Origin of the sequence: Kitasatospora sp. NPDC049258 (genome assembly GCF_040678895.1) — a bacterium.
GTDB lineage: Bacteria > Actinomycetota > Actinomycetes > Streptomycetales > Streptomycetaceae > Kitasatospora.
The window spans coordinates 17,366-38,184 of sequence record NZ_JBFAQT010000010.1 but is presented as its reverse complement, the minus strand read 5'-3'; the positions used below and the strand labels follow the sequence as shown (position 1 = coordinate 38,184).

The 20,819-nt window shown below is 71.6% G+C and carries 22 protein-coding genes and 1 tRNA gene; 20 read left to right on the top strand and 3 right to left on the bottom strand.

The annotated features are described in order from the left end of the window. The first annotated feature begins 94 nt into the window (after positions 1-94). Positions 95-649: a hypothetical protein gene (locus AB0K43_RS11190; RefSeq protein WP_363638241.1), complete on the top strand. Its 555-nt coding sequence runs from the start codon at positions 95-97 to the stop codon at positions 647-649. On the opposite strand, the gene AB0K43_RS11185 is transcribed toward AB0K43_RS11190, so the two are convergent. After that, entirely contained in the window at positions 615-1,397 is a 783-nt protein-coding gene (locus tag AB0K43_RS11185; protein ID WP_363638239.1) for an IS5 family transposase, read from the bottom strand. The genes AB0K43_RS11190 and AB0K43_RS11185 overlap by 35 nt on opposite strands. A gap of 368 nt (positions 1,398-1,765) precedes the next feature. Between AB0K43_RS11185 and AB0K43_RS11180 the strand changes: the two genes are divergently transcribed. The 9 genes from AB0K43_RS11180 to AB0K43_RS11140 all read left to right on the top strand — a co-directional run bounded on the left by AB0K43_RS11180 (position 1,766) and on the right by AB0K43_RS11140 (position 9,069). Beyond that, positions 1,766-2,344 carry a hypothetical protein gene (locus AB0K43_RS11180; RefSeq protein ID WP_363638237.1) on the top strand — a complete coding sequence of 193 codons (579 nt, stop codon included), beginning with the start codon at positions 1,766-1,768 and terminating at the stop codon, positions 2,342-2,344. After that, positions 2,341-2,922, top strand: coding sequence for a potassium channel family protein (locus AB0K43_RS11175; protein ID WP_363638235.1), 582 nt, complete (start codon positions 2,341-2,343; stop codon positions 2,920-2,922). Before AB0K43_RS11180 ends, AB0K43_RS11175 begins: the two co-directional genes overlap by 4 nt. Positions 2,923-4,304: 1,382 nt before the next feature. Next, entirely contained in the window at positions 4,305-5,321 is a 1,017-nt protein-coding gene (locus AB0K43_RS11170) for an XRE family transcriptional regulator (RefSeq protein ID WP_363638233.1), read from the top strand. A 420-nt stretch (positions 5,322-5,741) separates the two neighbouring features. Continuing rightward, the gene (locus AB0K43_RS11165) at positions 5,742-6,026 is read left to right on the top strand and encodes a ferritin-like domain-containing protein (protein WP_363638231.1); all 285 of its coding nucleotides are present in this window, start codon (positions 5,742-5,744) and stop codon (positions 6,024-6,026) included. Between the two features lie 338 nt (positions 6,027-6,364). Next, positions 6,365-7,003, top strand: a complete 639-nt coding sequence (locus tag AB0K43_RS11160; protein ID WP_363638229.1) for a carbonic anhydrase — start codon at positions 6,365-6,367, stop codon at positions 7,001-7,003. A 146-nt stretch (positions 7,004-7,149) separates the two neighbouring features. Next, positions 7,150-7,244, top strand: a tRNA-Cys gene (locus AB0K43_RS11155). 165 nt (positions 7,245-7,409) lie between these two features. Then, positions 7,410-7,670, top strand: coding sequence for a DUF4235 domain-containing protein (locus tag AB0K43_RS11150; protein WP_363638227.1), 261 nt, complete (start codon positions 7,410-7,412; stop codon positions 7,668-7,670). A gap of 354 nt (positions 7,671-8,024) precedes the next feature. Next, positions 8,025-8,858 (top strand): HemK2/MTQ2 family protein methyltransferase, encoded by an 834-nt coding sequence (locus AB0K43_RS11145; RefSeq protein ID WP_363638225.1) that lies wholly within the window; start codon positions 8,025-8,027, stop codon positions 8,856-8,858. 28 nt (positions 8,859-8,886) lie between these two features. Continuing rightward, positions 8,887-9,069, top strand: coding sequence for a CDGSH iron-sulfur domain-containing protein (locus AB0K43_RS11140; protein WP_363638223.1), 183 nt, complete (start codon positions 8,887-8,889; stop codon positions 9,067-9,069). Between the two features lie 25 nt (positions 9,070-9,094). On the opposite strand, the gene AB0K43_RS11135 is transcribed toward AB0K43_RS11140, so the two are convergent. Both AB0K43_RS11135 and AB0K43_RS11130 read right to left on the bottom strand, forming a co-directional pair. Then, on the bottom strand, positions 9,095-10,123 hold the full coding sequence (locus AB0K43_RS11135; RefSeq protein ID WP_363638221.1) for an iron-containing redox enzyme family protein: 1,029 nt from the start codon (positions 10,121-10,123) through the stop codon (positions 9,095-9,097). A 145-nt stretch (positions 10,124-10,268) separates the two neighbouring features. Next, entirely contained in the window at positions 10,269-10,424 is a 156-nt protein-coding gene (locus AB0K43_RS11130) for a DUF6131 family protein (RefSeq protein WP_363638219.1), read from the bottom strand. Between the two features lie 246 nt (positions 10,425-10,670). Between AB0K43_RS11130 and AB0K43_RS11125 the strand changes: the two genes are divergently transcribed. The 10 genes from AB0K43_RS11125 (at position 10,671) to AB0K43_RS11080 (ending at position 20,717) form a co-directional block, all read left to right on the top strand. Beyond that, on the top strand, positions 10,671-11,288 hold the full coding sequence (locus AB0K43_RS11125) for a hypothetical protein (RefSeq protein ID WP_363638217.1): 618 nt from the start codon (positions 10,671-10,673) through the stop codon (positions 11,286-11,288). Between the two features lie 16 nt (positions 11,289-11,304). Then, positions 11,305-11,655 (top strand): hypothetical protein, encoded by a 351-nt coding sequence (locus tag AB0K43_RS11120; protein WP_363638215.1) that lies wholly within the window; start codon positions 11,305-11,307, stop codon positions 11,653-11,655. A gap of 178 nt (positions 11,656-11,833) precedes the next feature. Then, the gene (locus AB0K43_RS11115; protein WP_363638503.1) at positions 11,834-12,607 is read left to right on the top strand and encodes a YhjD/YihY/BrkB family envelope integrity protein; all 774 of its coding nucleotides are present in this window, start codon (positions 11,834-11,836) and stop codon (positions 12,605-12,607) included. A 151-nt stretch (positions 12,608-12,758) separates the two neighbouring features. After that, the gene (locus AB0K43_RS11110) at positions 12,759-14,726 is read left to right on the top strand and encodes a PAS domain S-box protein (protein WP_363638213.1); all 1,968 of its coding nucleotides are present in this window, start codon (positions 12,759-12,761) and stop codon (positions 14,724-14,726) included. 142 nt (positions 14,727-14,868) lie between these two features. Next, positions 14,869-15,036 (top strand): hypothetical protein, encoded by a 168-nt coding sequence (locus AB0K43_RS11105; protein WP_363638211.1) that lies wholly within the window; start codon positions 14,869-14,871, stop codon positions 15,034-15,036. Between the two features lie 232 nt (positions 15,037-15,268). Next, complete coding sequence (locus AB0K43_RS11100) at positions 15,269-16,492, top strand: oxygenase MpaB family protein (protein WP_363638209.1); 1,224 nt, start codon at positions 15,269-15,271, stop codon at positions 16,490-16,492. A gap of 320 nt (positions 16,493-16,812) precedes the next feature. Beyond that, on the top strand, positions 16,813-17,751 hold the full coding sequence (gene argB, locus AB0K43_RS11095) for an acetylglutamate kinase (protein ID WP_363638207.1): 939 nt from the start codon (positions 16,813-16,815) through the stop codon (positions 17,749-17,751). 166 nt (positions 17,752-17,917) lie between these two features. Further along, the gene (locus tag AB0K43_RS11090; RefSeq protein ID WP_363638205.1) at positions 17,918-19,282 is read left to right on the top strand and encodes a lysine N(6)-hydroxylase/L-ornithine N(5)-oxygenase family protein; all 1,365 of its coding nucleotides are present in this window, start codon (positions 17,918-17,920) and stop codon (positions 19,280-19,282) included. 70 nt (positions 19,283-19,352) lie between these two features. Continuing rightward, the gene (locus AB0K43_RS11085) at positions 19,353-19,613 is read left to right on the top strand and encodes a phosphopantetheine-binding protein (RefSeq protein WP_363638203.1); all 261 of its coding nucleotides are present in this window, start codon (positions 19,353-19,355) and stop codon (positions 19,611-19,613) included. Positions 19,614-19,712: 99 nt separating this feature from the next. Continuing rightward, entirely contained in the window at positions 19,713-20,717 is a 1,005-nt protein-coding gene (locus tag AB0K43_RS11080; protein WP_363638201.1) for an ABC transporter substrate-binding protein, read from the top strand. Positions 20,718-20,819: the final 102 nt, after the last annotated feature.

The window sequence follows — 20,819 nt, the reverse complement described above, 5'->3', positions numbered from 1 at the left end:
AATCTGATCGGTGAGTTTCTGCAGGTCAGGCATGAAGTCCTTCGTGGCGAGGCAGAGTCGGGCCGTCGGATTGTCTCGTCGGTGGAGGTGCCGGATGCCGTCGGTGTCGGGTCTGCTGGAGGAGCGGGAGCTGGCCGCGCGCGAGCGTGTGGACGGGCTTCAGGAGGAAGCCGACCGGGCCTTGGCCGAGCTGGCCGAGGCTGAGACGGACTGGGAGGACTGGGGCGTCGCCCGGCAGCGCGTCGGGCAGGTCCTGTCCACGCCGCGGGCGGAGCCGGCGGCGAAGGTGGACAGTGAGTCTCCGCAGACGTCGGCCACCTGCGAGCCGGTGGAGACCGCGCCCGAGGTCGTGCAACCGCAGGCGGCGCGTGCGGGTTCGGTCGTGCCGGTATGGCGGCCCGGGTTGCCGGTGGGCTCACTGGCGGTGGACTACCAGCGCATCGTGGCCTTGCTGATCGAGCACCGCCACGCAGGCGGGAGCGGGATGATGAGCTGTCAGGAGATCACGGCCGAAATCGGATCGGATGTGGTCTCGGCCCAGGTTGAAGGCGTGCGGGTGAAGGCGAAGCGGCTGGTGGGCCGGGGCTGGCTGGCCGAGCCGGCCCCGGGCAGGTTCACCCTGGCAGCCGGGCCAGCCGCCGCGTCATGAGCATCGTCATCGACCACAGCACCATCTGCTCGTGGACGGCGGGCAGCGTCTCGTAGTCGCGCACCAAACGGCGCGTGCGCACCAGCCAGCTCAACGTGCGCTCCACCACCCACCGGCGCGGCAGCACCACGAATCCTGCGGCGTCGTCGCTGCGCTTGACGATCTGCAGTGTCAGCTGGAGCTTCTCGGCCGCCCAGGTCACCAGCTGGCCCGCGTAGCCGCCGTCGGCCCACACAAGAATGATCCTCGTGAAGCGCGAGCGCAGGCGATCCAACAGCGGCCGGGCGGCGTCACGGTCCTGCGCGCTGGCGGCGGTGACGATCACGGCCAGCAGCAGGCCGAGAGCGTCGACGACCACATGCCGTTTGCGGCCCGGCGTTCGCTTCCCGCCGTCCCACCCGGACGTGGCCCGCGGCACGGCCGCAGACGCGCGGACCGTCTGCGAGTCGACGATCGCCGCAGTGGGCTCCGGATCCCGTCCGGCGTCCTCGCGGACCAGGCCGCGCAACCGGTCGTGCAGCTCGGACAGCAGTCCCGAGACACGCCAACGCCGGGCGAAGGCGTAGACCCGGTCCCAGGCGGGGAAGTCCAGCGGCATTGCCGGCCAGGTGATGCCGCCCGCGACCAGGTACCGGACCGCGTCGACCATCTGCCGGTGGCAGTACCCCTCCGGCTGGCCGCCCCGCCCCTCCAGCCACGGCGGCACGGGCATCGCGTCGCGGACCACCGCCCACTCCCCGTCCCTCATGTCGGAGGGATACCTCGGCCTCCTGTGGGGCCGGTCCCCGGCGTTCCCGAACCGGTGCGCGAGGCAGTCACACTCAGGCGCGGCAGAGTTGGAGCCAGCCTCGACAGGGGCGTACAACTGCGACATCAGGGCCTCCCGGCGGGCTCGACGGCTTCGACAACCCCGAGCTGCACCACGGGCTCTGTCTTCATGCGCGCCCGGACCCAACACCACCCGACCGAGCCACCACACTCGAACCCGCGCCCATCATGATCGATAGAGCAGCAGGCTTCTGAACAGCTAAAATAGGACAGCAAGCCCATCGAGCAGGCCTGGCTGCACCCTCCGCCAGGTCTTGATCTCGGTCACTCGGCTGCGAAGGACACCCCATGACGTCGGAGACCACGCCGGTCGCGCAATCCGGGCAGGAATCGGTAGTCATCGCCAGCTTCGACAGCCATCGTCGCGCCGAACACATGCTGGCGTCGCTCGGGCGAGGCTTCCGCACAAAGGCCCGCAAGCGCGGCGCGACTGCTGTAGTGATCAGAGGAAACGCCGACGGCTCGCTGAAACTGACTCAGTCTCGCGTGCTGACGGCCAGCGGTTTTGCGAACGCCCTGTTGCGCATCTCCCTCTCATGGACGGTCGGATTCATGGGCCTGTTCTCCACACTGAAAGGAGCAGAGGTCGGGGCGCACGCCGCTGAAGTGCGTAAAGGACACGTCCGATCCGACGCGCAGCACGCCCACAGGATCCTCGCGGAAGCCGGCCCCCAGGCCGCCATCACGCTGGTTCGCTGCAAGGACGCAGACACACGGCAGATGGTCGCCGCGGCAGCGGCCGAACGTGCGAAGGACAGCTGGGATGGCTCGCTCACAGAGTTTCTCGCCGCCCTCGACCCCGGCAGTGCTCACGATTGGGTGCGCGCCGCTGTCGGTGAGCCCTCCAACACACACCGCGACCAATGACTGACAGCGCCGGCCCCGGGCCGGACACCCGGCGAGAGGTCAGACCCCCGCGCCGCATGATCGTGCGGGCTGTTCTGCGGATCGTGGGATCCGCCACCGCGCTGGTGACCTTGTACTTTCTGCTGCCCCTGGACCGCTCCTCGACCTGGTCCGCCGTCACGATGCTGGTAGTCGGGCTGGTGGTGTTCGTCGGATTGGTCGCGTTTCAGGTCCGCTCGATCATCCGGTCACCATTCCCGGGACTGCGGGCCGTCGAAGCCCTGGCCACCAGCGTTCCGTTGTTCCTGCTGCTGTTCGCCAGCGCCTATGTCGTCATGGCCGCGATGTCGGCCGGTAACTTCGGCGGGCCGCTGACCCACACCGACGGGCTGTACTTCGCCGTCACCATCTTCTCGACGGTCGGGTTCGGCGACATCACGGCCAAGAGCCAGGCGGCTCGGCTTGTGGTCACCGGGCAGATGATCGCTGATCTCGTCGTCCTCGGGCTTGCGATCAAGATCATCATGGGTGCTGTCAGTCGGCGCCGGCAACCGGGAGGCGCCTCAGGCGTACAGCCCCCCGAGGATGTCCACCGCTAGGAGCGTGGGTCAGTAACGAGCAAGCGTCCCTGGCGGCCGCGAACGGTGGATCGGTCGCGGCTGCCCCGCCAGCACTCGTCGGGCTCCGACTGGGTCCCGCTCATCAGCGTCCGGCCGGTAGAGCCCAGATCGGGGAGACTCGGCTGGTCGGCTGGCCAGGGCAAACCCGGCGTGTCGGAAGATCCTGTGGAGCTGTGGCAGGCGGGCAAACCTCCTGACGCCCGGATGGAGACACCCACGAACCGCACGGGATGCCACGCCCTCATGCCCTGGCGCCGGGAAATCACCCGACCGAGTCATCACACTCGAATGGGCGCTCACCATGATCGATAGAGCAGCGGCGTTGAACGGCTTCTTAGGAGCGTTGTTCCATGACTCCGCCGCGCAGGGAGTCCGGTCCATGCACCTGGTCACCGGGCGGCTTCTCGGCCCGACGCGCGCCACCCAGGGCGAAGGAGACTGAGCCCGCACCCCCGTGGAGAAGCTGACGGCCACTACCGGCTGTAACGGCCAGCGGCAGCGAGAAGCGTTCAGACTGGCCCGAGGCAAGCATGATCATCCGTGTTGACGTGTCAACGCAACGGCGCACGCGAGGGCATGAACAGACATCGGCCGACATGCAGATCATCCACCTTTGTCCAAATCTGCCGCATCGTCGCAGGTCAAATCTCGGCAAAAGTCGAGTTCGAATCTCGCACCCTCCGCCTCTGCCCACGCGGGCAAACGAAGGCCCCGACTGCTCTGCGGTCGGGGCCTTCGTCGTCCAGCGGTTGCAGTTCTGGTTGTGGTTCTCGACTGCAGCCAGGCTCTGCGAGCCCCGAGGGCGGGCGGGGACGCCGTCCGGCTCGTCGTCGAGCGGACGGTCTCCGCAGATCCACTGCAGCGCCTCGGTGGAGTACATCCGGCCCGGGACGACCTAGATCTTCCCGGGTGGTCGTCCGTTGGTGCCTGCCCACCAACGGGCGAGGTAGCGAAGACGAACAGACATGTCCCTCCCCTGAGTACGGGCTTTCCCTGCACAGGGACCCGTAGCTGGGTAGCGTAGCGGTCTGTAGCCGGTTGGGTACGATCCGCGGAGGTCTGCGGTAGGGGACAGCAGGACGTTCGGCGCATTCATCTCGCTTCGGCGAACGGCACTTGGGTGGACCAAGCTCCGGCTGGCCACGGAGGTCGGCCGCAGCGAGGAGTGGATGTCCCTGGTCGAGCGGGACATGCAGCAGGTCTAGGACTTGACGCTCCTTCGGCGCTTCGCCGAGGTGTTGGGCATCGACCTCACGGAGCTGATGGCGTTGCGGCAGCCAGCCGCCGAGCGGGCGAGGTCACGTCCGCGAAGGCCTGCCTCCGCTACGCTGACGAGCAACTCCGCTGCCGACGAGGACGATGTGCGACGCCGCCCGTTCCTGACCCTGGCGGCTGCCGCCCTCTTCGTACCGGCCGTCGGCCAGCAGGCCGCGCAGGCCGAGGAGAAGTCCTCGTTGGCCGATCTGGAGGACCTTCTCCTGTACGGGGCGGCCCGGATTCCGGCTCCCCGCCGCGAGCCGTCCCAGGAGATGGTCGCCACCTCGCTGGTGACGTCACGCCGAGAGTTCAAGGCAGCCCAGTACGACGCCCTGGCCCGCGCCCTGCCCGGTCGGATCGCCGCCGCCGAGATGGTCGGATCGGCGGAAGAGCGGGCCCGAAACGTCGCTCGGCTCTACAACATCGCCGTCCGGCTGTGCATCAAAGTCGGTATCGACAACCTGGTGGCCATCACTGCGGACCGCGCGCTCTCCGCCGCCCGGCTGGGTGGAGACCCGCTGATCACCGCGGAGGCCCAGCGCATGGTCTCCAGTTCCTGGCGTCGCCAGGGCGGCCTGGCTCGCGCCACCGACATCGTGGTGGTCGCCGCCGAAGACCTCCTCGCCGATGCTTCCGTCTCCGAGACCGCCCGGCTGGCCACCCGCGGAGACCTGTTTGCCACCGCCGCCTACACCGCGGCGAAGTCCGGCGACCGCTCCTACGCGCACGCCCTGATCCGGGAGGCCGCCGACAGCGCCGCCGCAGCGAGCCGGTCCTCCGGCCTGCTGGACGGCGTCCAGGGCGTCGCCCTGCACGAGCTGTCGGTGCACCGCGAGCTCGGCGACGCCGGGCGGGCGATCGAGATGGCGGCCACCATCGACCCTGCCGCGCTGCCGACCGCCGAGCGGCAGGCCCGCTTCTTCACCGATGTGGCGCGCGCGTTCGACCAGTGGGGCAAGCCCGAGCAGTGCTACCTGGCCCTGCTCGCGGCCGAGGAAACGGCCCCGCAGGAGGTCCGCAGGGGCGCCGTGCGCGATCTCGCCGCAGGCCTGCTGCGGCACGACCGCAGGCTGCCCGGCGTCCGGGACTTCGCCGCCCGCGCAGGCGTGCAGATCATCTGACCCGTAGCCGGACTACGGCCCGTAGCCGGGCTACGGATCCGGCCTTCGGCCCGGCAGTTCCGCCCCTCCCTCTGCTGCCGAAGGCTCTCCCACGCACAACGCCTCCCAGCTTGCCGTCGGCCCTCGGCACGCCGCCCCGCCGGGACACTGGTCCGAGGCTTTCGCCACTGCCGTATGGGCCGCTTTGCACCTGCCCGTGCTCGCTCTGTTGGGCATCGCGATCCGCAGCCAGCAGGTCGATAGCCGGCCGCAGGCGGAGGCCGCACCGGACGTGCCCGCACCGCGTTGGATGTTCATGCCCTTGGTTCGAAGACAACGGGGCGGATGGATGAGTGACTTGAGGCTCTATTGCGCTGCGGCCGGTGCCGCACGTGCCCGGGCGAGCAACTCACCGGTGCGAACAAGCCCGCCATCACCGATGTGCCGCTCTCCGACCAGGAGTCCGTGGCGGCCGCCCTCGGCAAGGCCACCGACGCGGGTGCGGTCGCGAAGCTCGCCCTTCAGCTGGAGGACCAGGCCGCGCAGACCTATCTCTTCGCCACCTGCAACGTCACCTCACCGGCGGGGATCGCCACCGCCGCCACCATCGCCCCGGTCGAGGCCATGCACGCCGTGATCCTCAACTACGTCCTGGGCCAGTACCCCGTCCTGGACGACGTCCTGCCCGTCGACAAGGCCGCGAACCCGAGCCTGCTCACGGTCTGACCGCCCAACAGCACCGGGCCGGGCAGCCGGCCGCCTTCGGCAGCCTCACCGCCCACTGCGCCCACGGCACGCACACCTCCCCTTCGCCGCCCACCCGGCCCGGGACTGCCCCCACCCCCCAGGTCCACCCGAACGGCTCGGCACCGGCCTGCGGTCCCGGCCGGCAGCCTCGTACCCCGGCTCCCCGAAGCGACCGGCACAGCACCGGTCCGGGGAATGCGTTCAAGGGTGTTTGTCGTCCCGGACCAGGGCCGCGGCCCGTTGCCGGGTCGGTCGTGCCGCGGGGCAGGAGCCGACCCCGGCGGGCCGCGCCGCAAGCCGGATCGTAGGCTGCCGCCATGAACAACGCCCCGATCATCACGCCCGACGACGCCTTCGCGATGCTGCTGGCGGGCAACCGGCGGTTCGTCGCCGGCGTGCCGGAGCACCCGAACCAGGATGCCGCCCGGCGCACCGAGACCGCACCGGGGCAGAGCCCGTTTGCGGTGCTGTTCGGCTGCTCCGACTCCCGGCTGGCCGCGGAGATCATCTTCGACCGCGGTCTGGGGGATCTGTTCGTCGTCCGGACCGCCGGACACGTCGTGGGAGCCGAGGTGCTGGGCAGCATCGAGTACGGCGTGAGCGTGCTCGGCGCCCCCCTGGTGATCGTCCTGGGGCACGACTCCTGCGGCGCCGTCGCCGCCACCCGCGCCGCCGTCCAGGACGGCACCACCGCCACCGGGTACGTCCGGGACGTGATCGAGCGCGTGACGCCGAGCGTGCTGGCCGCCCGGGCCGCCGGACGCACCGAGGACGCCGACTTCATCGCCGAGCACATACGGCACACCGTCGACCTGCTGCTCGACCGCTCCCGCACGCTCGCCGACGCCGTCGCCGCCGGCCGCGCGGCCGTGGTCGGCCTGTCCTACCGGCTGGTCGACGGCAGTGCCCACCTGGTCGCGGCGCGCGGCCTGGACGATTCGGCCTTGCCTGTCTGAGCCGCGATGATCACGGCCGGACGGCGGCGGGGCCGCATGCGACCTCCGCGGGGCCGCCCGGTCCTGTTCGGCGAACTCGTCACGGACCGCGTCAGCGGGGTGTCAGTGGCAGGTCAGGCCACCGGGGCATCCTGAGAGCACGTCAGGGAGAGGTGCCCGGAGTGGTTGATCGGGTGCCTGGCCGGCAACGGCCGAGCAGGGTCCCCCGGGGCCCGCGCAGGTTCGAATCCTGCCCTCTCCGCCTCGCTGTTCCCCATGACCGGCACCACATCATCCCGGTGGCCGGCCCGCCCCGGCACCGCGCTGCGCCCGCAGGCCGCCGCCGGATGCGGTTGGCCGTGCTCTTTTCGGACAGGCGCGTATCAGCCGCCGGGCCGTGGCGGTCACCCGAACTCGGGAGGTCGTGATGGGCAAGATCTTGTACAAGCCGCTCGGACTGCTGTTCGGCGTCCTCGGTGGGGTGGTCGCGAGCGCCGTCTTCAAACGCCTGTGGGCGTTCCTCGGGCATGAGCAGGACGCGCCCCGGGCCACCGACCGGGACCGCACCTGGAGGGAGGTGCTGACCGCCGCCGCGCTGCAGGGAGCCGTGTTCGCCCTGGTCAAGGCTGCGGTCGACCGAGGCAGCGCGGTCGGCGCCCGCCGCCTGACCGGTACCTGGCCCGACTGATCCCGGAGCCGGAGCCGGCGCCCGAAGCCTGTCGCACCTGAAGGGCGAGGTCGACGAGAAGGACACCGACCACATCGACCGGGTGCGGCAGAGCGACGACACCCGCCGCACCGACCCTGAACGGGACTGGGGCGCCGCCGCAGCGGGGTCGGGCAGGGCGCGCGCACAGGTCGGGAGCTCCCGCGGCACGAGCAGGGGATGACGTCGGCGTCCTGCGCGGCGGTGATGGCGCCCGGGCCTGGGGCCGATCGCGGCCGCCACCCACAGCGCCGGCGGCGGCTCGAGGCCCGGCGCGCCATGTCGGGAACCGAAAATTCGAGCCCGCTGACTCCGTGCGAACGACCGATCGGTGGGGTGGTCGGGTTCGAGACGCGCCTGCCCCGGCCGACCGCACCGGTGCGCGATCGGCACGGCGAGTCGCGCGGATCCCACTCTCCTGCGCCGGTGCGGCGGCGTTGCCGCGATCCGCCCGGCCGGTCGCGGCTCCGGCCGCCGGGCGTGTGTCGAGGGGCGCCGGACGGGCAGACGCGCAGTATGTGGCTGCTGAGAACGCCTGGTGTTTACCGTGCGCAGGAGGACAGCGATCTGCTGATCGAGAGCCTGGGCCGCGAGCGCCTGCGCGAGGGCGACGAGGTGCTCGACCTCGGTACGGGCACGGGCGTCGTGGCCCTCGCGGCGGCCGGTACCGGCGCCCGGGTCACCGCGATCGACGTCTCCCGGCGCGCCCTGGCCACCGCGTGGATCAACGGCGCCCTGAACGGGCGGCACATCCACGTGCTGCAGGGCGATCTGCTGGAACCCGTCCGTGGCCGACGGTTCGATCTGATCGCGTCCAACCCGCCCTACGTGCCGGCCGCCGAGGCCACGCCGCCCTCCCACGGCCCCGCGCGGGCGTGGGATGCCGGGCCGGACGGGCGGGCCCTGCTGGACCGGATCTGCCGCACGGCCCCCGGTTCCCTCGTGCCGGGCGGGGTTCTGTTGCTGGTGCATTCCTCGCTGTGCCGGGTCGCGGAGAGCTTGCGGGCCCTTCGGCGGGCGGGGCTGCGGACCGCCGTCATCGCTCGGCGGCGGATCCCGTTCGGTCCCGTCATGTCGGCGCGGGCCGACTGGTTCGAGGAACGGGGGCTGGTTGCTCCGGGTGTCCGGCACGAGGAGCTGGTGGTGATCCGCGGTGTCCGCCCCGAGTAGCCGGCCGTGCGCGTCGGCGCGCGTGGTCATGCCCGCCGAGGTGGGGCCCGTGCTGGTGAGCGGTCCGGTCGAGATCGTGCTGCCGGACGGCACGGTCGAGGTCTGCGAGCGGCCGGTGGTGGCGCTGTGCGTCTGCCGGCGCAGCCGGCGGTACCCGTTCTGCGACACCAGTCACCGCCGTCGCTCGCTCCCACCGTCGGACCCCGGCTGACACCGGGGGCACGGGCGGGGGAGGGTCAGGCGGTTGCGGGGGCGCCGAGCGGGGCGAGCAGGGCGCTCCGGCCCTGCTTCCAGTGGGTGAGGGCGTGGTGGGCGAGGCGGTTGTCGAGCAGGGTGCCGGCGGCCAGGCCGAAGGCGATGTCGTCTCGCAGGTCGGGCTCGTCGGCCAGGAGGGCGTCGATGACGCCGTGGCGCATCAGCTGCTCGTGGACGGCGTCGGCCTCGACGTGCTCCAGGTAGAAGCGGGTGCCCGCGGGCCCGGCGCCGAGCCGCTCCAGAGCGGCGGCCAGGCGGGCGGAGCCGGGTGAGGAGCTGATCTCGACGCCGGCGAACTGTCCGACGAGGGCGCCGCGGTGCACGCGGTGCAGGGCGAACAGGGACATCAGGTTGACGACCGCCAAGGCGGGTGCCGGCGCGTGGTCCAGGTAGTGGCCGTAGCCGCGGTCCAGACCGAGGTCGGCCATCATCTCCGCGAACAGCCGGGAGTGGGTCCGCTCGGCCCGCCCCGCGCCGTACTCGTCGAACTGCACCGCCATGAGAGCGGCCTGGGCGGCGCCGTGCAGCCGGGGGACGACCCAGCTCTGCGGGTCGGCTTCCTTCAGGTGGTAGAGGGACCGCAGGGCTAGGTACTCGCGAGCCTGCCACCGCTCACCGCGGCGCAGCAGGAAGTGGGACGGGCCGGCTCCGTCCGGGGGCTCGATCAGGAGGTCCCGGAGCTGGTCCTCCAGCGGCGGCACCGCGCCGATCTCGGCCCGCAACGCCGCCAGGAAGGACCGTTCCAACTGCGCGCGCAGGCCCAGGACCCTTGGCTCCCACTCCCATCGGGCGTCCACACCCGCGAAGGATCGGTAGTGGAGTTCGTAGCAGAGGTAGAGGGCGAGTTGGTGGTCCTCGCTCCAGGCGGAGGCGGCCAGCGCGGGGCCGGCCACCTCGCCGGCCCCGGCATCGGCATCGGGGTCGGTGGTCAGCAGGGCGATGAGGTCGCCGGTCAGCGGGCCGCGCGGTGGCGGGAGGCGCGGACCGGGGCCGGTGGCGGTGACACCCACGGAGAAGACCTCCCGGGGAAGTAGTGACTCGGGGTGCGCCTACCCCGGTGCGGGGGCCGACGCGGCGGCGGCCGTGGCGAACCAGCTGTGGAGCGCGGTCCACGGCTGCTCGCTGCGGCCCGGGCCGCGGAAATGTGAGCGACTTCTAGAAGTAGTGGCGGCGGCCGCCGACCTCGTGGCCGACCGCGCCCATGATCCACAGGATCAGGCCGACGACGACCAGGACGATGCCGATGGTCCAGAGGAAGGAAAGGCTGGTGAGGAATCCGATGAGGAGGAGGATGACTCCGAGGATGATCATGGTGCTCTCCGGTGTGCGTTTCCCCCCGGTGAGGTGTCCTTTTCCGATGCGGAAGCAATGGTGCGTCTTCCCCGTCGATGCGAAGCGAATCGGCTGTGACGGTCGAGACGTCTTCTCGTCGTCGGTGCCTTCTTTCATCGCTGGTCAGTGCCGGTGGCCCAAAGTTCGTAGACCTACGGTGTAGACACCAGTGTGGTCCAGGAGTTCACTGTAGATATACGACGTAGATCCCCATTGGAGCACGTCATGATCATTGTTCTCGGACTTGTCGTCCTGGTCGTCGCGGCCGTCGTCGCGCTGGCCGGAATCTTCGGCAACACCGGCGCCGCGCACGAGCTCAGCAATCCGTTCACGGTGTTCGGGCACCACATGACCGGCTCCACGGGCACCCTGTTCCTCTACGGCATCGTCGTCGGGGCAGTGGCCATGTTGGGGCTCGCCATCCTGCTGACCGGCGTACGCCGCGCCTCACGTCGCAACGCGGATGCGCGGCACGGGCTGCGCGAATCCCGCCGCGAGCGGGAAGCCGTCGCCAAGAGCCGCGACGACCTGGTCGAGCAGCGTGACACGGCCCGGGCGGAGGCCGCATCGGCCGGCCGCGACCGGGACGGCGTCGCCGGCGAACGGGACACGCTGACCCGGCAGCGCGACGACCTCGCCGAACAGCGGGACTCCCTGACGCGGCAGCGCGACGACCTGATGAACGGGCACGGCGGTGCCCATGAGCAGACCGCCGGCACCCGGGTCGCCCCGATGCGGCAGGACCCGGAGGCGCAGGACGAGGCCGGCCCGCGTGGCTACGAGGAACCGGACCGGCAACCGCAGCCTCGAATCGACCCAGCAGGTGATGACCGTGACCGCTAGGAAATCCCATCCGACGATGGAAAAGGGCCGGGCGAGCCGGTTCGGCGGTGAGGACCAGCACGGCTGGTCGCCGGACATCGACGCCGAGCATCAGGAGCCCAACGACAGCGCCCACCGCTCGTTCCACCCCGAGAAGTACGCTCCCGAGCCCGGACCGGGCCGTGAGCGGGCCGCCGAGGAGGGACAGGAGGTGTCCGGGAACACCGTGGAGAGCCTGGGCCGTCGAGGCGAGGACCAAGGGCCCGACAAGCACACCTACGACATGGGGGAGCAGGGCCCGGCCGGCCGTCCCAGCGGCGGGCGGACCGCGGAGGCGCACACCGGTGTCGACCCCCAGGAGCCCGACGGCCGGACCTCGGGGCACTGACCGGGCCTCCCGCCCCAGCGACCCCGGCCCGCCGTCCGGCCCACCGAGCCCCGCCATGACGAACCGTCCCACCCGCCCCGGCTACGGCCGACCGCCGAAGCGCGGCCGGCCGCCCGCCGTGCCGTCGGGGCTTCCCGATCCCGACGGCCGTCCGCCCCCGACCGGGTGGCTGCGCCGGATGGCCGACCGTTCGGCGGCCGGGCGTGGTTGGCGCAGGGGCCGAGCGGTCGAGCTGACGCAGCGATCGCTGGGCTTCGCGGCGCTCGGGTTCCTCACCCTCGTGCCGCTGCTGATCGTCATCTCGGCGGCCGATCCGGCGAACGGGCAGGGTTTCGCCCAGTGGCTCGGTGACGGCATCGGCGTTTCCGAGCCCTCAACCAGGAACATCGAGCAACTGATCGCCCTGCCCGACGAGACCCTGCGGACCACGACGGCGTTCAGCCTGGCCGCCCTCGCCGTGTTCGGCCTGTCGTTCGGCGCGGCGGTGCAGACCACCTACGAGAAGATCTGGGGGCTGCCGCCGGCCCGCTGGTGGGCCAGGTGGCGGCACGCCGTCTGGCTGGCCGCGCTCATCGGGGTCCTCCTGGTGTTCGCCACCACCGCCGTGTGGCGGCGCACCCCGTTCGGCGGTGTCATCTCGGTGTTGTTCGCCGTCCTGTTCCTCTGGTGGTCGCAGCGGATGCTGCTCTGCGGACGGGTCGACTGGACTGCGCTGCTGCCGGGCGCCGTGGCCACGACGGCCGGGCTGCTCGGCCTGAGGGTGTTCTCGCGGCTGGTCTTCTCGCCGTTGATCGCCACCAACGCCCTTGCCTACGGGCCGATCGGGACGGTCCTGGTGATCCAGTCCTGGCTGGTGGGCGTCGGTGTCGTGGTGTACGGCGGCGCACTGGCGGGCCGGACGATCCATGACGAACTTCCCCGCGTGGCAGCTGCGCTGAAACGACGAAGGTGATGCCGGGGCCCGTCCCGCCGGACTGCTGCTGCCGCTGTGCGCGGTGCGCCGGATCGGTCGCAAACGGGCAGAAGGGTGCTGGAACGGGCCATTCCGCATCGCTTTCCGTACACCGGTCCACCGGGCCCCGCAGTCTTACTAGCGTCCTCCCATGGTCGCCCAGCGCAGTCACCAGGTTGATGGATCCTCGGGCCGAGGTGCCGCCGGCACCGCGGCGTTGCCCCGGCAGGGCGGTGCCCCCGACCGGGACATGGCCGAACTGCGCGCCGCCGAGGAGCGCTTCCGCGGGCTGCTGGAGTCCGCGCCGGACGCGATGGTGATCGTGGACGACCGCGGGGTCATCCGGCTGGTCAACGCGCAGACCGAGGCGCTGTTCGGCTACCGCCGGGACGAACTGCTCGGTAGACCCGTGGAGGCGCTGCTGCCCGAGCGGTTCCGCGCCCACCACCCCCGGCACCGCAGCGGCTACACGGTCACCAGGCGCACCCGGCCGATGGGCTCCGGGCTGGACCTGTACGGGCTGCGCCGGGACGGCACCGAGTTCCCGGTGGAGATCAGCCTCAGTCCGCTGGAGACCGCCGAGGGCCTGCTGGTCTCGGCCGCCATCCGGGACGTCAGCGACCGCAAGGCGGCGGAGGCCAGGATCAGCGAGCTCGCGGCGCTGGTGGAGTCCTCCCAGGACGCGATCATCACCCACACCCTGGACGGCCGGATCACCTACTGGAACGCCGCCGCCCACCGCCTCTACGGCTACGGCCCGCAGGAGGCGCTCGGCCGCCACCTCGGCACGCTCGCCCCGCCCGACCGCAAGGACGAGGTCACCGCGCTGCTGGAGCGCCTCGCGCGCGGCGAGCGGGTGGAGAACCACGAGTCGCTCCGGGTGGCGTCCGGCGGCCGGCTGCTGGACGTCGACGTCACCCTCTGGCCGACCCGGGACCAGTACGGGGCGATCTGCGGCGCCTCCGCGATCGTCCGCGACGTCGGCGACCGCAAACGCGCCGAGCTGGAGCTGACCCGGCTCTACGAGCAGCAGCGGCACATCGCGCTCACCCTGCAGCGCAGTCTGATGGGCTCGCCGCCCGACATCCCGGGGATGCGGACCGCGAGCCGGTACCTGGCCTCGACCGAGGGCGCGGGCGTCGGTGGCGACTGGTTCGACCTGGTGCCGCTCGGCGCGGGGCGGATCGGCGTCATCGTCGGCGACGTGATGGGCCGCGGGCTGGAGGCCGCCGCGGTGATGGGGCAGCTGCGCTCCGCGGCGCACGCACTGGCCAAGACGGGCATGCCGCCGCGCCAGCTGATGCAGGCGCTGGACGCCGTGGTGGCCGACCTGCCGGACCAACTGGTCACCTGCTGCTACCTGGTGATCGACCCGGACGCCGGCGAGGTGGCGATCTGCTCGGCCGGCCACCTGCCGGCCCTGCTGGTCTCCCCGGACAACACGGTGCGCGAACTCCTCGCGCCGGTCAGCGTCCCGCTCGGGGTCGGCGAGGTCCCGCACCAGCAGACCACCCTCGCCGTCCCGCCCGGCTCCACCCTGGTGCTGTACACGGACGGCCTGGTGGAGACCCCGGAGAGCGATCTCGGCATCCAACTCTGCTCACTGGCGGACGAGTTGGCGCGCTCCTTCACCCGGACACCCGATCTGGAGGTGGTCGCCGACCGGGTGCTGCGGGCCATGCTGCCGCGCACCGACCGCTACCCGGACGACGTGACGCTGCTGCTCGCCCATCTGCCCGCCCCGCCGCTGGCGACCGCCGCCGCCGAACTGCCCGCGCTCTCCTCCTCGGCGGCCACCGGCCGCCGCTTCCTGCGCGCCACCCTCCAGGAGTGGGGCTGCGCCGAGGCACAGGACACCGTCTGCCTGCTCAGCTCCGAGCTGATCGCCAACGCGGTGCGGCACGCCCGGGGGCCGATCGGGCTGCGTCTGCACCGCACCGCCCGGGAGCTGACGGTGGAGATCTCGGACACCAGCCCCTCGCTGCCGGTGCCCCGGCTCGTCGACAGTGCCAGCGAGGACGGCCGGGGCCTGTCCCTGGTGGAGGCGCTCGCCCGCAACTGGGGCGCCCGCCCGACCGCCGCGGGCAAGACCGTCTGGTTCACGCTGGCCGTCGACTGAGCGCACCCGGTCGACATGCCGTCAGGGGCACCCGCTTCCCGGATCGCAGGCCGCCGTGCGGAGTGCGCCGGTCAGCCGTAATCCGTCGGGCGGTGGCTCGTTGGTCCAGGTGTCCCTGACGCCCCCGAGGAATGAGAACCACGTGCCCGAGATCGATGAGTACGCCGATGAGCAGCCCGAGCTGGTCGTCCGCAGGGTCGCGGACCCGCAGGACGACAGCTCGGACCTGGGCGCCGATGCGGCCGGCCAGGAACCCGGACCGCAGGCGCGGTCGCGCGCCGGCGGTCTGATGGACCAGGGCCAGATGTAGGCGGAAGCCGGGCGGGGCTGCCGCTGGGTGGTCCCGCCCGCCCTCGGCCGGCATCGGCCGTGCCGGCCGCTGTTCCACGTACCTGCCTGTGCGGCTCCGAGATGCAGGTGTGGTCGATCCGGACGGACGGCTCGCGAGAGTGGAGATCATTTTCATCCGATCGAGGGGATCTCGGCTCTCCGGTGCGGTGCCGGCGGCGAAGATCGACCAAGATCGTCGCATGAGCCACGCCATGACACGACGTCAGATTCTCGGCACCGCAGCGATGGTCGGTGCCACCACCCTCCTCGGCGGCGGGACCGCGGCATCCGCCGCCCGGGCCGCGTCGGGCCCCGGGTCCGCACGGGCCACCGCGGCCGAGGTCGACCCCCGGGAGAGGGCCTACCTGGAGAGCTTGAAGCAGATCGCGGACCCGCAGTGCGACGAGGCCGTGACCGAGGCGTTCGAGCGGGGGCAGGGCGCGGCCGTCAACGACGCGCTCAAGGGGTGGAGGACCAACGGCCAGGCCATCCCCGACGGGCTGCCCGCCAAGCTGCGCGACTTCCTGGAGACGACCCGTCAACTGCCCGCCTGGGTCGACCCGGAGGCGCTGGCCGCCGGTCACCGTTTCGGCCTGGCGCACGCGCAGCAGATCTCGTTCGCCGCGGTGCTGGATGTGACGCCCGAGCGGATGCGCTACCCCGCCGCGGCCGCGGCCATCACCGGCATCGAGGGCCCGCACGACAACAAGCAGGGCTTCGCCAAGGCACTGCGCGCCGTGGGCGACATTCTGCACAAGGAGCCCTACGGGCCCGACGGGTCGGCCTTCGTCACGCCGGCACGGGTACGGATGGCGCACTCCGCCGTGCGCCACCTGCTGCACACGGAAGGGCACTGGGACACCGGCACGTGGGGCCTGCCGGTGAACCAGTTGGACTTGCTCGCCGAAGGAAGTCTGTTCACCAGCTACCTGATCGACCACCTGGACAAGCTGGGCGTGCACCCCAGCGAGCAGGAAGCGGAGCACTACTTCCACGAGTGCCGGGTCGGCGGCTATCTGATGGGGATCTCCGAGGACGGCATGCCCCCCACTCTGGCGGCGGCACGCAAGCGTGCTGCGGCGGTGAACGCCATCCACGCGCGGGTGACGCCGCAGTCCGCGGAGTACGTGAAGACGACGATCGAGTACTTCTCCTCACTGGCCGGCCCCAAGGAGATCACCGTCCCGCCCGCCACCGCGCTGGTGCGCTACATGATCGGCGACGCGGACGCCGACGCGTTCGGCCTGGCCCGCTCCACGTGGGACGCGGTCGTGCCGACCGCCGTGCAGGGCTTCTTCACCGGGACGCAGGCCGGTGGGCTGCCGACCCCGTCCGCGACCATGACCCGCTTGGCGGTCCAGATGGTCCAACGAGCGATGAACGACGGCAAGGAGATCGACCTGACGATGCCGCTCCACCTGTACGGGCACCGCTAGAACCGGCAGGAGACGCCGGGGCGGGGCGCCGGCGGGCGGTGCAGACGTGGCGCATGGCCGGATCCTCGGTGACACCGAAGCGCCGCGCGGCGCAGACAGGTGCTCGGTCGACACCGTGCGGGCAGTTGACCGGTTTCCGGGCTTGCTCTTGACCGGGGTGGTGACGAGGTGGGATCGACCTATGTAAGGTAAACCTTGCCTAATACGGTCCCGGGGTCGGGGTCGCCGCCGCTCCGGCCATCCACAGGGGTCGGGCCGGGGGATACGGGTGGCGGCGCAGGGGCTGCGCCGCGGCGGATTTCCTGAACTCTGGGGGACCAGTGAGCAGTCGCCTGGGCGGGCACCGGGACGGGCCGCGGCATGCCCGCGGACTGCTGGCGGCGCTGACTTCGCTGGAGCGCTTCCGCGGCCGGACCGTGGTGGTCAAGTTCGGCGGCAACGCCATGGTGGACGAGGACCTGAAGGCGGCCTTCGCCCAGGACGTGGTCTTCCTGCGCTACGCCGGGCTGCACCCGGTGGTGGTGCACGGCGGCGGCCCGCAGATCAGCGCGCAACTGGCCAGGCAGGGGCTCGCCTCGACGTTCACGGCGGGTCTGCGGGTGACCACGCCGGAGACCATGGACGTGGTGCGGATGGTGCTGGCGGGTCAGGTGCAGCGCGAGCTGGTCGGCCTGCTGAACGCGCACGGTCCGTTCGCGGTCGGGATGACCGGCGAGGACGCGCACACCATGACGGCCGTCAAGCGGTACGCCGTGGTGGACGGCGAGCAGGTGGACATCGGCCTGGTCGGCGACATCGTCGGGATCGACACCGCCGTCCCCAGGGCACTGCTCGCCAACGGCCGGATCCCGGTGATCTCCTCGATCGCCCGCGGCGCCGACGGGAACGTCTACAACGTCAACGCCGACACCGCGGCCGCCGCGCTGGCGGTGGCGCTGGGCGCCGAGATGCTGGTGATGCTCACCGATGTCGAGGGCCTGTACGCGGACTGGCCGCGCTCGGACCGGGTGATCCGCCGGTTGGCCGCGGCCGAACTGGCGGAGCTGATGCCGGGGTTGGCGAGCGGCATGCTGCCCAAGATGGAGGGCTGTCTGCGGGCGGTCCGCTCCGGGGTGGGCCGTGCCCGGGTGCTGGACGGCCGGGTGCGGCACGGCCTGCTGCGCGCGTTCGCGAGCCCGGGCGCCGGGACGGAGGTGGTGCCGGACGCTCCGGTGGCCGCCGTCGAGGCCGCGCCGCCCGTCCTGGTGGGACGGCACTGAGCGCAGGTCGAGCGGTTCGCTGCGCATGCGGAGCGAATTTGACTCCCCCTCGCGAATCGTAGAAGTTAGGTAAGCCTTACCTTGTGGTGATGCGTCGGTGCCCGACCCGGTCGGGGGGCGGGCGCTCCGACGGGCCGATCTGCAAGCAGTCAACGGAAGGACGAGCATGTCGCGCGACAACGGCGCAATCGATCGAGGCGACGGTGCCGACGACCTGGTGGGCATCGGCTTCGGCCCGGCCAACCTGGCGCTGGCCATCGCGATCGACGACCACAACCGCCGCGACCCCGAGCAGGCGCTCCAGGTGCGGTTCGTCGAGCAGCAGGAACGATTCGGCTGGCACCGCGGCATGCTGCTGGAGGGGGCCACCATGCAGGTGTCCTTCCTCAAGGACCTGGTCACCATGCGCGACCCGCGCAGCCGCTTCACCTTCCTGACGTACCTGCAGGAGCGCGGTCGGCTGGCCGACTTCATCAACCAGAAGAGCTTCTACCCGACCCGTCTGGAGTTCCACGACTACCTGGAGTGGTGCGCGGCGGAGTTCACCGGCTGGACCGGCTACGGCCGGCGCGTGGTCGAGATCCGTCCGATCGAGGCCGACGGCCGGATCGAGCTGGTCGAGGTGGTCTCCGAGGCCGTCGCCGGTCCGGCCGACCGCCAGGTCCGCCGGGCGCGCAACATCGCTGTGGGCACCGGCCTCAAGCCCCGGCTGCCCGCGGGCGTCGGCGCCGGCGAGCGTGTCTGGCACACCCGTGATCTGCTGTTCCGCGCACCGGAGTTGGCCGAGCAGGGCGAGCTGCGCCACCGCCGCCTCACCGTGGTCGGCGCCGGCCAGTCGGCCGCCGAGGCCGTCGACTACCTGCACCGCACCTTCCCGGACGCGGAGATCTGCGCGGTGGTCGGCCGCTACGGCTACAGCCCGGCCGACGACAGCCCGTTCGCCAACCGGATCTTCGACCCGGCCGCGGTGGACGAGTTCTACGCCGCGCCGGACGAGGCCAAGCGAGCCCTGCTCGACCACCACGCCAACACCAACTACTCGGTGGTGGACGGCGATCTGATCGAGCAGCTGTACCGGACGGTCTACCAGGAGAAGGTCAGCGGCCGGGAGCGGCTGCGGATCCTCAACGCCACCCGGTTGACCGGGGTCGAGCACACCGCCGACGGCGCCCGCGCCGCGGTCCGCTCGCTGACCACCGGCCAGGAGAGCGTGCTGGAGTCGGACGCCGTGGTGCTGGCCACCGGCTACACCCACGTCGACCCGCGCGAGCTGCTCGGCCCGCTCGGCGCGGCCTGCCACACCGACGAGCTGGGCCGGCTCCGGGTCGACCGTGACCACCGGATCCTGACGGCGGACCACGTCGACGTCGGCATCTACCTCCAGGGCGGCACCGAGCACACCCACGGCATCACCTCCTCGCTGCTCTCCACCCTGGCCGTGCGCTCCGGGGAGATCTGCGACTCGCTGCTGCTGCGCCACACCGGCCGCCAGCTGCGGGCCGAGGACGCCCAGCTCGGCGTCGCCGGCTGAACCGGGCCCGCCCCGGCCCGCCGTCAGCCCGTCAGCCCGCCAGCCCCCCGGAACCGAACGGACCCCCGGCATGACCGACACCACCACCACCGGCCCGCTGGGCCTGGACCCCGACAGCCTGCGGGCGGACCTCGCCGACATCCTCGGCGAGCGGCCCGAGGACATCGGTGACGACGACGACCTGCGCGACCTCGGCCTCGACTCGATCCGGCTGATGAGCCTGGTCGAGATCTGGCGGGCCCGCGGTGCCAAGGCCGAGTTCGCCGACCTGGCGGACCTCGGCCAGGCCCCCACCGTCCGGGCCTGGTCCGCCTACCTGCTCGGTCACTGACCGCACCCCCACCGACCCGGTGGCCGAGGGCCCGTCCAGGACGGTGCGCCCGGCCGCCGTACACCGCTGCGCAGATCCGCGTCACCCTCGAGGAGAACCATGAACACCCGTGTCCTGTCGACCCGCAACGTCAGACTCGCCGCCGCCGCCTCGGCCGTGGCCATGCTCGCGCTGACGGCGTGCGGCTCCGACGGCGGCAGCAAGGACTCCGCGCCCGCCGCCAAGGACGGCAGCGGTGCCCCGGCCGCCTCCGGCCCGAAGGTCGTCGAGGCCACCAACGGCAAGATCACGGTGCCGGCCGACGTCAAGCGGATCGTCAGCATCTCCTACGCCACCGGCGCGCTGCTCGACCTCGGCGTACAGCCGGTCGGCACCAGCACCATCGACGACAACAACCCGATGGAGCTGCTGCCCTCGCAGACCGAGGCCGCCAAGAAGATCGAGCCGATCGGCTCCGGCATCGAGATCAACATCGAGAAGGTCGCCTCGCTCAAGCCCGACCTGATCGTGGTCGAGGGCGCCACCGCCTTCGACTGGGGTGTCAAGAAGCTCGAAGGCATCGCCCCGACCCTGTACTTCGGCATCGACAAGCCGGTCGACCTGCTGAACGCGCAGGAGAAGATCGCCACCGCCGTGGGCAAGGACGCCGAGTTCAAGAAGCTGAAGTCGGACTACGACGCCAAGGCCGCGAAGATCAAGACCGACTACGCCGCCAAGCTCAACACCGTCAGGTGGAGCATCGCCTCCTCGTACGGCGGCGGCGAGTTCCTGGTCGACACCAGCAGTTCCTGGGTCGGCCGGGTGCTCAGCGACGCCGGCGCCACGTTCTCGCAGGCGTCCACCGACCCGGCCGAGCACGAGGTCACCTACTCGACCGAGAAGCTCGACGTGCTGGCCGACGCCGACATCATCCTGGTGCCCAGGACGGCCGCCACCGGCGAGGTCCCGCAGGACACCAAGGACCTGGACAAGCAGCCCTCCTGGAAGAACCTCAAGGCCGTCCAGGCCAACAGGGTGCTGCCGATCACCTACGCCACCACCGACCGGTACGGCACCTCGATCGATGTGCTGAACCAGATCGAGACCATCCTCAAGGGCCTCTAGCCTCCGCGTCCGGGCAGGCCGCCCGCGGTCGCACCGCCACCGCGGGCGGCCCGCCCGGACCCGCACCACCGCACCACACCGCACCACAGCGCAGGGCCGCGG

Bases quoted from the DNA above. Each gene is read 5' to 3' on its own strand.
- AB0K43_RS11150 (WP_363638227.1), top strand. From the start codon at position 7,410: ATGGGCAAGATCTTGTACAAGCCGCTCGGACTGCTGTTCGGCGTCCTC.
- AB0K43_RS11160 (WP_363638229.1), top strand. From the start codon at position 6,365: ATGAACAACGCCCCGATCATCACGCCCGACGACGCCTTCGCGATGCTG.
- AB0K43_RS11175 (WP_363638235.1), top strand. From the start codon at position 2,341: ATGACTGACAGCGCCGGCCCCGGGCCGGACACCCGGCGAGAGGTCAGA.
- AB0K43_RS11140 (WP_363638223.1), top strand. From the start codon at position 8,887: ATGCCCGCCGAGGTGGGGCCCGTGCTGGTGAGCGGTCCGGTCGAGATC.
- AB0K43_RS11115 (WP_363638503.1), top strand. From the start codon at position 11,834: ATGGCCGACCGTTCGGCGGCCGGGCGTGGTTGGCGCAGGGGCCGAGCG.
- AB0K43_RS11120 (WP_363638215.1), top strand. From the start codon at position 11,305: ATGGAAAAGGGCCGGGCGAGCCGGTTCGGCGGTGAGGACCAGCACGGC.
- AB0K43_RS11190 (WP_363638241.1), top strand. From the start codon at position 95: ATGCCGTCGGTGTCGGGTCTGCTGGAGGAGCGGGAGCTGGCCGCGCGC.
- AB0K43_RS11185 (WP_363638239.1), bottom strand. From the start codon at position 1,397: ATGAGGGACGGGGAGTGGGCGGTGGTCCGCGACGCGATGCCCGTGCCG.
- AB0K43_RS11080 (WP_363638201.1), top strand. From the start codon at position 19,713: ATGAACACCCGTGTCCTGTCGACCCGCAACGTCAGACTCGCCGCCGCC.
- AB0K43_RS11180 (WP_363638237.1), top strand. From the start codon at position 1,766: ATGACGTCGGAGACCACGCCGGTCGCGCAATCCGGGCAGGAATCGGTA.
- AB0K43_RS11090 (WP_363638205.1), top strand. From the start codon at position 17,918: ATGTCGCGCGACAACGGCGCAATCGATCGAGGCGACGGTGCCGACGAC.
- AB0K43_RS11110 (WP_363638213.1), top strand. From the start codon at position 12,759: ATGGTCGCCCAGCGCAGTCACCAGGTTGATGGATCCTCGGGCCGAGGT.
- AB0K43_RS11100 (WP_363638209.1), top strand. From the start codon at position 15,269: ATGACACGACGTCAGATTCTCGGCACCGCAGCGATGGTCGGTGCCACC.
- AB0K43_RS11125 (WP_363638217.1), top strand. From the start codon at position 10,671: ATGATCATTGTTCTCGGACTTGTCGTCCTGGTCGTCGCGGCCGTCGTC.
- AB0K43_RS11085 (WP_363638203.1), top strand. From the start codon at position 19,353: ATGACCGACACCACCACCACCGGCCCGCTGGGCCTGGACCCCGACAGC.
- AB0K43_RS11130 (WP_363638219.1), bottom strand. From the start codon at position 10,424: ATGATCATCCTCGGAGTCATCCTCCTCCTCATCGGATTCCTCACCAGC.